The organism is Hominilimicola fabiformis, from assembly GCF_020687385.1.
In the GTDB taxonomy this organism is placed as follows: Bacteria; Bacillota; Clostridia; order UBA1381; family UBA1381; genus Hominilimicola; species Hominilimicola fabiformis.
The window spans coordinates 51145-66612 of record NZ_JAJEQM010000001.1; the positions used below are offsets into that span (position 1 = coordinate 51145).

Sequence of the window (15468 nt, forward strand, 5' to 3'; positions counted from 1 at the left end):
AAAAGTGCCAAAAGGCACTTTTTTTATATGATTTTTAAAAATTAAGTCATTTTTACTGTCCCCAAACATTTCTTAAATGCTCGGCGTACATATCTTGTATTTCTTTAATTTCGCCAAGTCCCGTAAGGTCACACTCGACATTGAAACCGTTATTTTCAAATTCTTCTTTCCATTCGACAGCCATATCATTTTTCGCGTGGTCGCCGCATACAAGCATAAACGGGAGTAGTGTTACATTCTTTATATCGGTTTTCATTGCGTGGGAGATGACTGTTTCAAGGTCGGGAAAACCCTCAACAGTACCGACAAATACGTTGTTCATATCGGCATTTTTAAAGTGATAATCAAGGGCAGGGTAGGCGGCATTCGCAAAATGGTCGCTGCCGTGTCCCATAAAAACGTAAAGTCTGTTTTTGTCGGTAAGTCTGTGTTTGAAAATATCAACAATGTTGTAATAGTCACTCGTTTCGGTAACAAGCGGACGAGAAATTCTGATTTTCATTTTGTCGTTAAATTTCTCAATCATTCTGCAAGCTTTGTCGTATTCAATACCGCACATAATGTGAGTAGGGACACAAAAAATATCTGTGTAACCGCTTTTATATAATTTTTCAAGTGCTTCATCTACAGTATCAATTTCTATTCCGTCACGTTCACGTAGCTTTTTAATAATCATACCGCTTGTAAATGCACGGAAAACATCTGTTTTAAATTCATATTTAAGCTTTTTTTCGACAGCACCGATTGTTTTTTCAAGCGTATCGCGGTGGCTTGTGCCAAAGCTTATGACAAGTATTGCAGTTTTCATATTTTCTCCTTTATTTTCTGTTCATATAATTCTAAACTTTCTTTTGCAATTTCGAGCATTTCATCGGAAACCATAAAATTTAATATTTCTTTTTTAGTGTCCCTGCTTTCGCTTATTAAAATACTTCTGTATTTCTCTATTATAGGTAAAATGCTTGCGTAAAATTCTAAATCGTTTGATTTAATTTGGCTGATTTTTTTCGCAAGTGCCGGTGATTTGCCGTTTGTCGAAACAGAAATCGTTATGTCATCGTAGTTTTTTGATGACGGTAATATAAAATCGGAATGCTCTGTGTCATCAGATAGGGACACTAAAATGTTGCGCTTTTTTGCGTCATTGTAAATCGTTTGATTTACTTCTTTGTTGTCTGTTGCGGCTATGACAAGAAAAGAATTTTCTATGTCACTTGAGGAATATTCTTTTTCAAGTCGTTTGACGTTTGGAAATCCGTCTTTAAAAACAGGACTTACTGCAGTTACGTCTGCACCGTATTTTAAAAGCGTTTTAACCTTTCTTTCCGCAACATTTCCACCGCCTGCAACGGTACATTTTCTTCCGCGTATATTCAGCATTATCGGAAACATCAGTTTTCCTCCAACCACTTTGCAGCCTCGACCGCGTAGTAGGTTATAAGCATTTTTGCACCGGCACGTTTCATTGCGGTAAGGCTTTCAAGGACGATTGACTTTTCATCAATCCAACCGTTTTGTGCGGCGGCTTTAATCATTGAGTATTCACCGCTTACATGATATATTGCAAGAGGGACACTAAAAGTATCGCTGACCGTTTTTGCAATGTCAAGATACGGCATACCGGGTTTCACCATGATTATGTCCGCACCTTCGTCAATGTCAAGCTGTGTTTCGATAATTGCCTCTTTTTTATTTCTGAAATCCATTTGATAACTTTTTCTGTCCCCAAACGACGGAGCACTGTCAGCTGCGTCGCGGAACGGTCCGTAAAATGATGATGAATATTTGACGCTGTATGCCATTATAAGTACGTCCTCAAAGCGGTTTTCGTCAAGTGCCTGACGTATTGCACCTACTCGTCCGTCCATCATATCCGACGGTGCAACAATATCCGCACCTGCTTTTGCACAAGCCACCGACGCTTTTGCTAAAAGCGGTAAAGTCTTGTCGTTGACGATACAGTCGTGTTCAATAACACCGCAGTGACCATGCGAAGTGTACTCGCAAAGACAAATATCGGCAATTACGATTAAATCGGGATACAGTTCTTTTGTAAGGCGGATTGCACGTTGAACAATGCCAAATTCATTGTATGCCTCACTGCCGAATTCATCTTTTGTTTTCGGAATACCGAAGTAAAGCACCGCACCGACACCTGCCGAAACCACTTCATCAAGTGCGGACGGCAGGTCGGTAAGCGAGTATCGCTTGATGTTCGGCATTGACGGAATATCTTCTGTTTCGCCGTCAATTATGAACATCGGATATATTAAGTCTGTTTTGTCAATCGAAGTTTCGTGTACAAGGTCGCGAATTTGTTTTGTCACACGAAGTCGTCTTGGTCGTCTGATCATTTAGTGTCCCTCCTGATACAGTCGATAATGCTTTCTGCGGTTGCATTGTCGGCTGTTTTATAAATTTTAAGCCCGCATTTTTCGGCGGATTTTGTTGTTTCGTTTCCTATTGAAATCAGCTTTACATTTGATGTGTCTGCCATTTCGGAAAATGCCTTTGCGGCAGAACCGCTTGATAATATGACATAGTCAGTATCGTTTAGACATAAATTCAAAAGTTCCTGTTTTGAGTTGTCGGTTTCTGTTCTGTAAAGGTGCATATCGGTGAAATTAACATTATTTTCACTTAAAATATTCGGTATGGTGCTTACACCGTTTTCGGCTCGAATTAAAAGAATATTGTCGTTTTTGCTGCACTTTTCGCACATTAGGCGAGCAAGCTCAAGTCCCGAATGAATTTGAGGAACCATGTCGGCATATATGCCGTAACTTTCAAGTGCGTCGGCTGTTTTTTTCCCGACAACAGCGAATTTAGTGTCCCTTAAAGTGCGTATATCGGTTTTTGATTTTTGTAAATATTCAAAAAATATTTTAACACCGTTTGCACTTGTAAATACTATATGTGAAAAGTGTGCTATATCCGCTTTTGAAAACAAGTCGAAATTAATCGGAACTGTTTTGATTAAAGGAAGCTCCGTTATGTCAAAATCGGTCGCCGCATTTTTTATGCTTTTGTTCATTAACGGTGTTGCGGTTGTGAGTATTTTTGTATTTTTTTGTTTAAACCAATCTTGCTTTAAATTCACCACATCACCGACAAGAATTATCGCCGGAGAAGTCATTTGTTTTGCCAATGCAGATAAATTATTTAGTGTCCCCGTAACACATTTTTGACGCGGCGTTGTGCCGCTTGAAATTACGGCAACAGGTGTATTTTCCGATTTACCGTTTTCAATAAGCTTATTGCTTATATTTTCGGCAGACGAAAGCCCCATAAGAAAAACAAGCGTTCCGCTGAGTTTTGCAAGTGCGCTGTAATTAACCGTTTCATTTCCGACTTTTTCGTGACCTGTTATAACGTGAAATGAAGTTGCAACTCCGCGGTGAGTGACTGGAATACTGCAATATTCGGCGGCACTGTAACAAGAAGAAATACCGGGTACAATTTCGTAGTCAATATTATTTTCGATCAGCGCGATAATTTCTTCACCTCCGCGACCGAAAATAAACGGATCGCCGCCTTTCAGACGTACAACATTTCCTAAACGGCTGTGTTCAACAAGGGTTTTGTTGATTTCCTCCTGTACCATGTGATGATTGCCTGCGATTTTTCCGGCATAAATCAATTTACAGTCGTTTTTTGCATAGCTCAATAAAGTCGGATTTGCAAGGTGGTCGTAAATTATGACGTCCGCTTTTTTTATACATTCAAGACCTTTCTGCGTGATTAATCCGCTGTCACCGGGGCCTGCACCTACAAGATATACCATTTGATTTACTCCTTAATTTTATCAAGCGTTATTTCAGCCATTTTTTTGCCGAGTAATATCGGATCGTTTCCGAACATTTCAAGATAAATTTCTTTGTCGTTTTCTTTGAAAAACGTACACATTTTAATTTCTTTACCGTTAAATTCAGCCGACGCACCGCACGGTGCATGACAGCCACCGCCTGTGTACTGCAAAAATGCGCGTTCGCATTTTAATTCGGTCATTGCGACTTTATCATTTATCGCCTGTGCGTATTTATCGGCTTTGCCGACGACAGTTTCAATGGCAAGAATACCCTGACCTGCGGCGCATATGAAATTATCGCCGAGATTTTCGATTTTAACGTCGGAAACGGCAAGACGGTTTATTGCGGCACGAGCCATAATAACCGCATCGTATTCACCGTTTTTGACTTTTTCAAGACGAGTGCCGATATTACCTCTGATTGGCTTAAAAACAGCGTTCGGGAACAGTTTTTCAGCCTGTGACTGGCGTCTTGCACTGCCTGTACCGATTATTTTTATATCGGATAATTCAGTGTCTCCAAAATGAACAAGCACATCACTTCTGTCGTCGCGAAGAAGTGCGGCACTTATCGTAAGACCGTTGCAAATTTCTGTCGGCATATCCTTTGCACTATGCACCGCCATATCTATTTCACCGCTTAAAAGTGCGGTTTCGATTTCTTTTATAAAAACACCTTTTCCGCCGAAACTTTGGAGCGACTTATCAAGCTGACGGTCACCCTTTGTTGAAATGCCGACAATTTCAAAAGTGTCGTTTGGAAAATGCTCTTTCAATTTTTTGATTACAGCCTCTGTTTGCTTGATTGCAAGCTGGCTTTTTCTTGAGCCGATTTTTATTATACTCACGTTAATTTCTCCCTAAGCAAAATAATAAATTCACTGAATTTTGCATAATTGTTGTCTGATTTCAGATTATATATTTTATGGCGAAAAGTGTTCTTTTCGCTCTCGTTTTCAATTTTATTCTCTGCCGATTTGAATAATGTTTCGCTTTCGGAAAAAAGTTTCCATATACGAAATTCATCAATATATTTTTGAAGAATTTTTTCGGCTTTCATAATTTCCTGTTGTTTAATTCTGTTGTTATTGTCCGCGATTTCGGTTAAATCGTCAATATTTTTGTAAACTGTGTATTCATCCTCGAATATCTCAATGTCACGAGGTACTGCAAGGTCGATAAAAACTCGCTTTTTACAAGTCTTTATTGCGTTTTTTGTTCTGCTTTTTTCAAGTACGATATGCGGACTGGATGTGGCACTGATTACGGCGTCATACATATCAAGATTATCATAACGCTTGTCGTAATCAACGGTAATCGCACCGTCAATGTGGTTTATAATGCCGTCATGCGTACGCGAAGTGGCATAAATATTTACACCGTCAAGGGACAGTAAATCTTTAAGAACGATAGAGCCTGTTTTTCCGCTTGCACCGATAATTAATATGTTTTTGTTATTTAGTGTCCCCAAAATATTTTGACACTGTTTTATTGCAATAGTTGCCGCGGAAACAGGAGTTTTCGATAAAAGCGTTTCCGTTTTAACTTTTTTTGCACCCGTTACGGAAATACGGAAAAGTGTGTTGAGATATTTTCCGCAACACAAATGTTCTTTTGCAAATTCGTGCGCGTCTTTAACCTGACCTAAAATCTGATCCTCACCGAGAATCATGGATTTAAGCCCCGACGCGGTAAGTGCAAGATGACGCGAACAATCGTCGCCCTCATATATGCTTATGTACTTTTTAACAAATTCATCGGTTAGGGACACTAAACAGTCAATGAATTTATCTTTCATATTATACCCCGCAAGATAAAATTCACAACGGTTGCAAGTGGACAAAAGCACACATTCTTCAGCGATATTCTGTTTTATATACTTTAAAATTTCAGCCTGTTTTTTCTTTGTAAAAGATACTTTCTCACGAATTGATATTGGAGTATTTTCGTGGCTGATACTCACTGCAAGCAGTTCCATTATCCCATAACCTTTCTGATTATTTTCTTACAATAACGGTTGTAAAATAACCGTATGATTTGCCTTTTTGTATTTTTTCGATAATTTCGTTTTCCATACCGATACAGCTTGAAACAATCGCGTTGTTTTCAAGTCTGTACTTTTTTAAAATGTCGTATATTACATCTGTATCGTTGCCCGATTTCATAATCACAACCGTATCAAAATCGGCAATATATTTTTCAAGTAAATTTGATTTAAGCGAGGGAATAATCGCAACCGATTCGTTTCCCTCGCAAAGACTTATTTGTGCCTTGTCCGCAGCGGCACAAAATGAAGTTATACCGGGTATAATTTCAAGTTCAAAGCCTGCATTTTTCACTGCATTGTGAACGTATGTGCAGGTACTGTAAACCGAAACGTCACCGAGAGTAACCATTGCAACATCTTTTCCGTCTTTTAACGCCGATATAATTTTTTCGGATGAATTTCTGCGGGACTCCTCTCTGATTTTAGTGTCCCCGCTCATGCGAAATTCAAGTTCTGAAATTTCTTTTTTATCCGTATCAAATTCCTTGCGGATTATTTCAAGTGCAGTTGATTTTTCTCCGTATTTTTTAACGGGAACGGCGATTATATCAGCCTGTTCCAATGCACGAAGCGCACCGAGAGTTATATATGAACCGTCACCTGCACCGACTCCGACGGAATAGAATTTTGCCATAGTTATTTACCCCTTATAAGATTTAAAATTTCTTCTCTTGCTTTGCCAATAGTGGCTTTTGAGAAGTCTACATTAAGTTTATCACATTTATTCAAAATTTCAAGTAGATGTGCAATTCTCGGCAATCTTAAATTATGTTCACGCAAAAGCGTCGGATTTGAGAATACTTCTTCGGGAGTACCGTCTGTAAGTAACTTACCGTGATTTATAACGTAAACATAGTCCGAATAAATCGGCACAACGTCAATATCATGCGTTGACATTATAATTGTTGTACCCTCATTTTCGCATATGTCGCGAAGAAGGTGCATAAGCTCACTTACGCCCATTGGATCAAGACCTGCTGTCGGCTCGTCAAGAATGATTACCTCCGGCGACATAACAAGTATGCCGGCTATTGCGGCACGTTTTTTCTGACCGAAACTTAATGCGTGGGTAGGTTTGTCTTTTAAATCAAAAATACCTGTGCGTTTAAGTGCATTTTCGGTAAGATGAACAACTTCGTCCTGCGGCAATTTCAAATTCATTGCACCGAAAGACACATCCTGAAAAACAGACGCGGAAAAAAGCTGGTCGTCGGGGTCTTGAAAAACTATTCCGACACTTTTTCTTAATTCTCTGATTTCCTTTTTTGAATAACCTATCGGTTTACCCATAAATTTTACTGTCCCCGAATGCGGCTTTAAAATTCCGTTCATATTCAGAAACAATGTTGATTTGCCTGCTCCGTTTGCACCGAGAATTGTTGTAATTTTCCCTTTTTCAAAGCCAATGCTCAAATCCGAAAGAGCAAAATGGCTTTCATCATATTTATATGAAAGGTTTTCTGTTTCGATAATATTCATCAAATCCCCGCCTTTCTTGAAAATATCGCAATCGCTGTTGTAATTACGACGTATATGACCGCAAATACGTTAAATTTGACCGAATGATTAATCTTCGGCATAATAACGTTGATTTCGCCGTCATAACCGCGTGACTCCATAGCGGTATACGTTTTTTCGGCTTGATTAAAGGAACGTATAAAAAGGTTTGACGCAAGCTGTGCCGTTGAGTGGTAGCTTACACGAAGATTGCTGTACCCCAAACGTGCGTCTTGAGCGGTGTGTATTCTGTGCGATACGTCAAACAGCACAAAAATGTATCTGTAAATCAGTTCCGCAATTTCGATTATAAAATTCGGTATAATGCTTTTTCTGAGCAAAGTGAATAAATCGACCATAGGCGTGGTAAGTGAAAGAAAATACATACAGCTTACCGCACCGAAACACTTAATCATAACGCGAACAGCCGATAAAAGACTTGTATGGCTCACGCCGAAATAAGTATTGCCGAAATGCAGTGAAAAAAGCATATCGCTTGAATTTTGACCGATTGAAATTGCTATTGCGGCTGAACCCATAATAATAAAAACTATCGGGACAGTCATAAGATGAAATACGTTTTTATACGATGTTTTTCCTATAAAAATAATAAGAAACAGCATAGTAAGCGCAGTAAATACGCTTACCAAAAAGCTGTTTGCCCATATGCAGATAACAAGCACCGACATTGAAAACAGAAGTTTTGAAATAGGTGCAATATTTCTGAGTTTTGAATTATATGCTAATTTATCAATTATCATTTTTCTTTTTAGCTGTTACTCTGCCAAGTACAAAGCCGACAATACCGGCGCCCACTCCTGCCTGAAGACAGAAGAAAAGTGACTCGATTTCACCTGACGGCGGCTCCCAGAACGGCTCAAACCATGGCTCGTAACTTTCGTCCAATTCACTTATGGCGTCTGATGCTTGGTCGTCAGAACCGCCAAATTCGTGACCGCCCATAAACAGTAGCGGTACGGCAATTATAAGAACAAGTATAACTGCCAATATTGTATTTTTAACCCAAAGTTTCATTAATATATACCCCCTTATATAACATTAAGCTGCTTAAGTTCGTTTGTACAGTTCTTAGCCAATACATTGAATATCATAACAGACAGAATACCCTCTGCAATGGCAATCGGAACCTGTGTAACCGCGAAGATTCCCATAAACTTTACAAGTGATGCAAAGAAGTTTTGGTCAGGGAATGCAAGTGCAAGCTGACATGATGTTACCACATAAGTGAATATATCACCTATTGTTGCGGCAAGAAATACTGCAAGACCTTTCGGTGCGTTAAGCTTTTGGCAAAGCTTGTATATACCGAATGAAACGAACGGTCCGGCAATCGCCATTGAAAATGTGTTTGCACCAAGCGTTGTAAGTCCGCCGTGTGCAAGAAGAAGTGCCTGGAACAAAAGCACGATTATACCGAGTAAAGACATAATCGACGGTCCGAAAAGAATTGCACCGAGTCCTGTACCTGTCGGATGTGAACAACTTCCTGTAACTGAAGGGATTTTAAGCGATGAAAGAATGAAAACGAAAGCTCCTGCAAGTGCAAGAAGTATTTTTGTTTTGTTATTCTTTTTTGCTTGCTTTTGCATACTGATACCGCCTGCGATAAGGAACGGTATACATACAACTCCCCATATAATACAGTAGTTCGGAGGAAGATAACCCTCCATAATGTGCATTGCGAATGCGTTTGTCATAGGAATGACAAGCAGTAGTGAAAGCATTGCCACCAATAGTTTTGTTTTCCTGTTTGCTAAAGACATAAATTTTTCTCCTTTTCTTATTATGAAATATGTTTTAGCACACAAGTGACCACTTAAATCAGTTATGAAACTTTTTGGGAGTGCAGAAAACTTGTGATTTTCACATACCAAAAAAAGCCGTAGGGATTGGGTAAATCCTATGGCTTAAAATCTGAATGATTCCGCCATTGACCCATCGTTCGTAGGCACAAATGCGCTCGATTTTCGGCAGGCGATCCGACTGTACGGTAGCGTGACTGTGAGGGAATTTCACCCTGCTTCTCCTTTTGAAAACAAATATAAAAACACTTGTTTACCGAAAACGGATATATTTAGATATATCTTGTCTATTTTAACACTATTATATCGAAAAATCAAGGGAATTGACAATAAATTAAGTAGGGTGTATAATTTTTTTATCTGTTTAGAAAAGGAATGATATATTGTGGATACATCAAAAAGCAAAACAGCCTTTGACGAGGCTAAAAAATATATACCCGGCGGAGTTAATTCGCCTGTAAGAGCGTTTAAGAATGTCGGAACTTATCCGCTTTTTATAGAACGTGCAAACGGAAGTAAGATATACGATATTGACGGAAACGAATATATAGATTATGTCGGCTCATGGGGGCCTATGTTTTTGGGACACTGTAAGGAAATCGTTTTGGAGGCGGTTAAGGAGGCTTGCGATAAAGGTATGTCTTTCGGTGCACCTTGCCTTGCCGAAACGGAGCTTGCAAAGAGAATTTGTTCGCTTGTTCCTTGTGTTGATGTTGTGAGAATGGTTAATTCGGGTACGGAGGCAACTATGTCTGCGATACGTCTGGCAAGAGGTTACACGGGCAGAAATATAATAATAAAGTTTGAGGGCTGTTATCACGGACACAGCGACTCGCTTCTTATAAAAGCCGGTTCGGGTGCGGCAACTTTCGGAAGTGCGTCATCGGCAGGTGTGCCTGAAGATTTTGCAAAGTATACGCTTGTTTTACCGTACAATGATATTGACGCAATAGAGGACGCATTTGAAAAAATGGGTAATGAAATTGCCGGAGTTATAATTGAGCCTGTAGCAGGAAATATGGGTGTTGTACCGCCTAAAGACGGATATTTGCAGAAAATTCGCGAGATAACGAAAAAGTACGGAAGCGTGTTTATTGTGGACGAGGTTATGACGGGATTTAGATTATCTGCGTCGGGTGCAATAGGCAGATTTGGTTTGGACGCGGATATTGTCACATTCGGAAAAATTATCGGCGGCGGTATGCCTGTCGGCGCATACGGCGGTAAACGTGAGATTATGGAATTTGTTTCGCCGACAGGTCCTGTTTATCAGGCAGGTACATTGTCGGGTAATCCGCTTGCAATGGCGGCGGGTAACGCACAGATTAAATATTTGCAGGAAAACCCCTATATATATGAAGAAATTGAACAAAAGGGTGCATATCTTGAGAGTGAATTTAAAAAGTCGGCTGAAAAATATGGTGTGAATGTTCGTGTAAACAGAGTAGGCTCAATGATGAGTGTATTCTTTACGGACAATGACGTAACAAATTTCGAAACCGCGTCAAAGTCGAACACCGAAAAATTCAAAGTATACTTTAACGAAATGCTTAAACAGGGTATTTATCTTGCACCGTCGCAATTTGAGTCGCTGTTCTTGTCTGACGCACATACTAAGGCTGATTTGGAAAAGACAGCGGCGGCATTTGACAAGGTTATGGAAATATTGCGATGAATTATTACAGAGAATGTAGACTTTGTCCGAGAAACTGCGGTGTTGACAGAAGCAGGACAGTCGGTGTATGCGGTCAGAGCGATAAGCTTTATGTGGCACGTGCCGCACTGCATATGTGGGAAGAACCGTGTATTTCCGGTGAGAGCGGTTCGGGAACAGTGTTTTTTTCGGGATGTAATCTTGGGTGCGTGTATTGTCAGAACAGAGAAATATCTTCGGAGCATAAAGGCTTTGAAATAACATCGGACAGGTTGGCGGAAATATTTCTTGAACTTCAGGATAAAGGCGCAAACAATATAAATCTTGTAACACCAACTCATTATGTACCGCATATTATAAAGGCACTCGATGCGGTAAAAGGACTTGATATTCCGATTGTGTATAACTGCGGCGGCTATGAAAGCGTTGATACACTGAAAATGCTTGACGGTTATATAGATATTTATTTACCGGATTTTAAATATGCCGACAGCGTACTTGCAAAAAAGTATTCAAAAGCAGAGGATTATCCGATACACGCAAAAAGAGCGATAGATGAAATGGTAAGACAAGCCGGAGGTTGTGAATTTGACGAAAACTATATGATGAAACGCGGAATAATCGTAAGACATCTTGTTTTGCCGTCATATACCGACAATTCAAAAAGAGTGATTAAATATCTGTATAACACATACGGCGATGATATTTATATGAGCATAATGAATCAGTACACACCGCTTGAAAGTGTTTTAAAATATCCCGAAATAAACAGAAAAGTTACGGAAAGCGAATATGACGAAGTGCTTGACTTTGCGGTTGAAATCGGTGTCGAAAATGCTTTTGTGCAGGAGGGCGGTACTGTTTCGGAAAGCTTTATTCCTTTATTTGACGGTGAAGGAGTAGTAAAAAAAGTAGACAAAACAAATATAAAATGATATAATAACAAATATGATTTTTGAACCTGTTTACAGGTTCGGATAATATATTGATGATTGGGGGCGGATTTATGGAGGATTTGTATGTAACGGTAACGGGCTTTGCGAATTATTATCATAAAAAGCCTTTTGCAATAGGAAACGTGCTTATCTGCGTAAAAGAGCCGTCAAACAAATATGATTCAGAGGCGATAACCGTAAAATTGCCGATAATCGGCAAGGTCGGATATATCGCAAACAGTCCGGCGAGTATTGCCGGCGGTACGCTCAGTGCCGGAAGAATATACGATAAAGTCGAGGATAAGTTTTTTGTCCGAGTGATGTTTACGACTCAAAGTAAAGTGATTTGTAAGGTTGAAGAAAATTCGGACGGAATACTTGAAAAAGAAATACAAACACAAATTGAGGCGGCGGAAGAATGGCTAAACAAGTAGTAAACGATTTTTCAAAGGGAAGTATAATATCAAATATATTAAGACTTTCTATTCCGATGACGCTTGCACAGCTTATCAATGTACTTTACAGTATAGTAGACCGAATTTATATAGGAAGAATGGGCGAAAATTCTTCGCTTGCATTGACAGGCGTCGGAGTTTGTCTGCCGATTATAACTATTGTAATCGCTTTCGCAAACCTTATCGGTATGGGCGGTGCACCGTTGTTTTCGATAAAACGCGGTGAGGGCAACGAAAAAGAGGCTGAGGCGATACTCGGCAACAGCGTGACACTGCTTGTAATATTCGGTTTGTGTCTTACGGTTGTCGGATTAATCGTAAAAAGACCGCTTTTGTATCTTTTGGGTGCAAGTGAAAATACGATTGAATATGCAAATTCATATATAACGATTTACCTTTTGGGTAACGTATTTGTTATGATGAGTTTGGGACTTAATTCGTTCATAAATGCACAGGGCTTCGGTAAAACGGGTATGCTTACCGTCGTAATCGGAGCGGTGCTGAATATCATTTTAGACCCGATATTTATATATATAATGGGCGTACAGGGTGCGGCACTTGCAACAGTCTTGTCACAGCTTGCCGCGTCGGTTTGGACGTTTAAATTTTTAACCGGCAAAAATACGATTATAAAAATAAAACTTTCCGCAATGCGCTGTCAGGCAAAACGTGTAAAGAAGATACTTGTTTTAGGGCTTTCGGGATTTACAATGTCGGTGACAAACAGCGCGGTACAGATTGCGTGTAACGTAAGTTTGCAGAATTACGGCTCAGACGTGTATGTCGGAGTTATGACTATAATCAATTCTATAAGAGAAGTTTTGCAAATGCCTGTAACGGGTTTGGGAAACGGTGCACAGCCGATAATCGGCTTTAACTACGGTGCAGGTGAAAACGGACGGGTTAAAGAGGCGATACGGTATTTGGCGGCAATGCTTATTATATACAGTACAGTGGCATGGTTTATAATTTTGCTGATTCCGAAATTCCTTATAGGAATATTCACTGCCGATGCGGCACTTATAACTGCCGGTGTACCGTCATTGCATATATATTTTTTCGGATTTTTCCTTATGGCGTTTATGTTTACGGGACAGACGGTGTTTGTCGGAATAGGAAAAGCGAAGTTTGCGATATTCTTTTCTATATTGAGAAAGGGAATAGTGGTAATACCGCTTATACTTCTTCTTCCGATATGGTTCGGAGTAAACGGAGTATTTTTGGCAGAGCCGATTTCAAATTTGATAGGCGGTTTGGCGTGCTTTACAACAATGTATTTTGCGGTTTACAGAAAATTATAATTTGAGGTGCAGTTTTGAAAAAAAATAATTTGAAAAAAATAAATTTACAAAAGATTAAGAAAAAATTGGGAAATATATTTTCGTCAATCGGCTCAAAATTTAAGAAAATAAAACCGGTCGAATTCGGTGTCGGAGCGGTTGTAATTGTTTTGTCGTGCGTGGTAATAGTGCCGTCACTTGTGCAGTGCGTTATAAATCGTAATAAGGCAAAGTGCAGTACGCATATGAGCATAATGCTGAATATGCTTTCGGACGAGCTTACGGACGAAATGAAAACAGGCGAAACATATTGGCACGACCTTATCCAAAACGGAAATTATCAAAAATTGATTTCAAGCCTTAATGAAAAGACCGGATTAAGTAAAAAATATCCGTCGACAAATTATTATATCAGAACAGGTGAAGAAAAACTTGCGCTTATGTGTAAAAAGCATAAGGATATATCGGATAAAGAGATTAAGTTCGCACTTATGAAAGACGTGTCGGTTGAAGTGGCGGAAAAACCGCAAATCGGCGAAAAAATCGCATATTTGACGGTAAGCGGACCTGATACGTATTATGAGGACGATATGCTTGACGAAAATAATCCGACTAAAATGGTGTTCATAGGCAGAGAAGTTGATAAGGTTATAAAGAACTTGACTGTAACGGCAGTATATGCAGGCGGTGCAAGGGAAGAACTTCCGAGAAGCAAGTATACCGTAACGGCGGATAAGCTTAATATGAAAAAATCGGGACAGACACATCTTACGGTTAAGTCAAACTCAAGTTCGCTTTGGGATAACAGCGCATATGCACAGTTTGTAATTGATGTTGTCGGAGATGATGACATTGCACCGCTTATAGTTGACAGCGGCACAAATGGAAGATTTGAACTTGCATCATGGGAATGGAATGACTTTGTAACCGAGGCGGCACAGGAGGACGGTAAAAAATCGTTCGGTGCGTCAATAATCAGATATAACGGCAATTACTATTATTATCCTGACGGTTTGACGATAGTAAATGACAATAAAAATAATGATATGTTCAAATTCGCACTTGATGTTGACGATGAAACAAAACCGGCATATTATATCCAATTTGATACATCGTCGGTTGTGATAAACGATAATGACAGTCAAATCCATAACGGCAGCGTTAAGATTGAAAATGATTTAATCTATATTTGGCAGGAAAAGAGCAGTAAAGAACTTGACACCGGTTGGATAAGAGTGTATTGTGATTTGAAAAAGTATTAAAAGAAAAACAGACAAGTCGGTTAATTGGCTTGTCTGTTTTTGCATTGCTGCAGAAATAATTTATTTAATTCCCAAAGCGTCTTTTGCGAGTCTGTCGGCGACATCGTTGTACTTGTCGCCGGAGTGACCTTTTACCTTGTTAAATGAAACTTTTACCGATTTTTTTATTTCGTCATAAAATTGCTTGTAAGAAATTGTGCCGGATTTGTTGGTTTTCCAAACACCCGTACACCATTTTTCGACACCTTCGTAATCGTAATAAATGTCTATTTCTTCTATATGATTGTCAATGCAAAACTGCATTGCGAGTTTTGCACCCTCAATTTCACCCGCAACATTTCTCATTGAGGCGTTTTCGGGATTTGAAAATTTTCGGCTGAATGTCGTTTCTTTCCCCTCATAGAAAATAATAACTCCGCACGCATATTCTTTTGTGGAGATGTTGTAGCTTCCGTCAACATATGCAACGGCGGTGCTTTTTCTTTCTTTCGGTTCATCGAATAAACTGATTTGTTCGTTTTCGCCTAAAAAAGCTTTTGCGTCCTCAAGCTTTGTGAAACTTTTATATTCCGCACCCGAAAAACCGGAAACCTCCTTTTTACATTCGTCCCAAGTGTTAAAAATTCCTGTATGATAGCCGTTTCTGACGGCATAATATTTAGCCATATGTGTAGTCCTTTCAGTTTGTTTACACTATTATATTAAGA

The 15468-nt window shown here is 39.4% G+C and carries 17 protein-coding genes and 1 riboswitch; of the genes, 5 read left to right on the forward strand and 12 right to left on the reverse strand.

Annotated features, from left to right (window positions below):
- Positions 1 to 52 precede the first annotated feature (52 nt).
- The 11 genes from LKE05_RS00200 to LKE05_RS00250 are packed head-to-tail and all read right to left on the reverse strand — an operon-like array spanning position 53 to position 9136.
- Positions 53 to 808 (reverse strand): sirohydrochlorin cobaltochelatase, encoded by a 756-nt coding sequence (locus LKE05_RS00200; protein WP_308455621.1) that lies wholly within the window; start codon positions 806 to 808, stop codon positions 53 to 55.
- A complete protein-coding gene (locus LKE05_RS00205) occupies positions 805 to 1392 on the reverse strand; it encodes a precorrin-2 dehydrogenase/sirohydrochlorin ferrochelatase family protein (RefSeq protein WP_147514020.1) in 588 nt (195 codons plus the stop codon). Before LKE05_RS00205 ends, LKE05_RS00200 begins: the two co-directional genes overlap by 4 nt.
- Complete coding sequence (gene hemB / locus LKE05_RS00210; RefSeq protein WP_022229453.1) at positions 1392 to 2354, reverse strand: porphobilinogen synthase; 963 nt, start codon at positions 2352 to 2354, stop codon at positions 1392 to 1394. The genes LKE05_RS00205 and hemB overlap by 1 nt, the downstream gene beginning before the upstream one ends.
- Positions 2351 to 3784, reverse strand: a complete 1434-nt coding sequence (cobA, locus tag LKE05_RS00215; RefSeq protein WP_308455622.1) for a uroporphyrinogen-III C-methyltransferase — start codon at positions 3782 to 3784, stop codon at positions 2351 to 2353. Before cobA ends, hemB begins: the two co-directional genes overlap by 4 nt.
- A 5-nt stretch (positions 3785 to 3789) precedes the next feature.
- Positions 3790 to 4656: a hydroxymethylbilane synthase gene (gene hemC / locus LKE05_RS00220; RefSeq protein ID WP_308455623.1), complete on the reverse strand. Its 867-nt coding sequence runs from the start codon at positions 4654 to 4656 to the stop codon at positions 3790 to 3792.
- Positions 4653 to 5786, reverse strand: coding sequence for a glutamyl-tRNA reductase (hemA, locus tag LKE05_RS00225; RefSeq protein WP_308455624.1), 1134 nt, complete (start codon positions 5784 to 5786; stop codon positions 4653 to 4655). The genes hemC and hemA overlap by 4 nt, the downstream gene beginning before the upstream one ends.
- Positions 5787 to 5805: 19 nt before the next feature.
- Positions 5806 to 6489, reverse strand: coding sequence for a precorrin-2 C(20)-methyltransferase (gene cobI / locus LKE05_RS00230; RefSeq protein ID WP_308455625.1), 684 nt, complete (start codon positions 6487 to 6489; stop codon positions 5806 to 5808).
- Between the two features lie 2 nt (positions 6490 to 6491).
- Positions 6492 to 7334, reverse strand: coding sequence for an ATP-binding cassette domain-containing protein (locus tag LKE05_RS00235; RefSeq protein WP_022229458.1), 843 nt, complete (start codon positions 7332 to 7334; stop codon positions 6492 to 6494).
- On the reverse strand, positions 7334 to 8113 hold the full coding sequence (gene cbiQ / locus LKE05_RS00240; RefSeq protein WP_308455626.1) for a cobalt ECF transporter T component CbiQ: 780 nt from the start codon (positions 8111 to 8113) through the stop codon (positions 7334 to 7336). The genes LKE05_RS00235 and cbiQ overlap by 1 nt, the downstream gene beginning before the upstream one ends.
- Complete coding sequence (locus tag LKE05_RS00245) at positions 8103 to 8387, reverse strand: energy-coupling factor ABC transporter substrate-binding protein (RefSeq protein WP_022229460.1); 285 nt, start codon at positions 8385 to 8387, stop codon at positions 8103 to 8105. Before LKE05_RS00245 ends, cbiQ begins: the two co-directional genes overlap by 11 nt.
- 14 nt (positions 8388 to 8401) lie before the next feature.
- The gene (locus LKE05_RS00250; RefSeq protein ID WP_022229461.1) at positions 8402 to 9136 is read right to left on the reverse strand and encodes an energy-coupling factor ABC transporter permease; all 735 of its coding nucleotides are present in this window, start codon (positions 9134 to 9136) and stop codon (positions 8402 to 8404) included.
- A 201-nt stretch (positions 9137 to 9337) separates the two neighbouring features.
- Positions 9338 to 9409, reverse strand: a riboswitch (adenosylcobalamin-variant (AdoCbl-variant) riboswitch).
- Positions 9410 to 9560: 151 nt separating this feature from the next.
- On the opposite strand from LKE05_RS00250, the gene hemL reads away from it, so the two are divergent.
- From hemL to LKE05_RS00275, 5 genes are all read left to right on the forward strand, one after another.
- Entirely contained in the window at positions 9561 to 10850 is a 1290-nt protein-coding gene (gene hemL / locus LKE05_RS00255) for a glutamate-1-semialdehyde 2,1-aminomutase (protein WP_308455627.1), read from the forward strand.
- Complete coding sequence (locus LKE05_RS00260; protein WP_308455628.1) at positions 10847 to 11764, forward strand: radical SAM protein; 918 nt, start codon at positions 10847 to 10849, stop codon at positions 11762 to 11764. Before hemL ends, LKE05_RS00260 begins: the two co-directional genes overlap by 4 nt.
- Before the next feature lie 71 nt (positions 11765 to 11835).
- Positions 11836 to 12198: an HIRAN domain-containing protein gene (locus LKE05_RS00265; protein WP_308455629.1), complete on the forward strand. Its 363-nt coding sequence runs from the start codon at positions 11836 to 11838 to the stop codon at positions 12196 to 12198.
- Positions 12183 to 13520, forward strand: coding sequence for an MATE family efflux transporter (locus LKE05_RS00270; RefSeq protein WP_308455630.1), 1338 nt, complete (start codon positions 12183 to 12185; stop codon positions 13518 to 13520). The genes LKE05_RS00265 and LKE05_RS00270 overlap by 16 nt, the downstream gene beginning before the upstream one ends.
- A 14-nt stretch (positions 13521 to 13534) precedes the next feature.
- A complete protein-coding gene (locus LKE05_RS00275) occupies positions 13535 to 14761 on the forward strand; it encodes a hypothetical protein (RefSeq protein ID WP_308455631.1) in 1227 nt (408 codons plus the stop codon).
- Positions 14762 to 14821: 60 nt separating this feature from the next.
- Here LKE05_RS00275 and LKE05_RS00280 read toward each other — a convergent pair whose 3' ends face one another.
- Positions 14822 to 15427 (reverse strand): ribonuclease H1 domain-containing protein, encoded by a 606-nt coding sequence (locus LKE05_RS00280; protein WP_147514011.1) that lies wholly within the window; start codon positions 15425 to 15427, stop codon positions 14822 to 14824.
- Between the last annotated feature and the right edge of the window lie 41 nt (positions 15428 to 15468).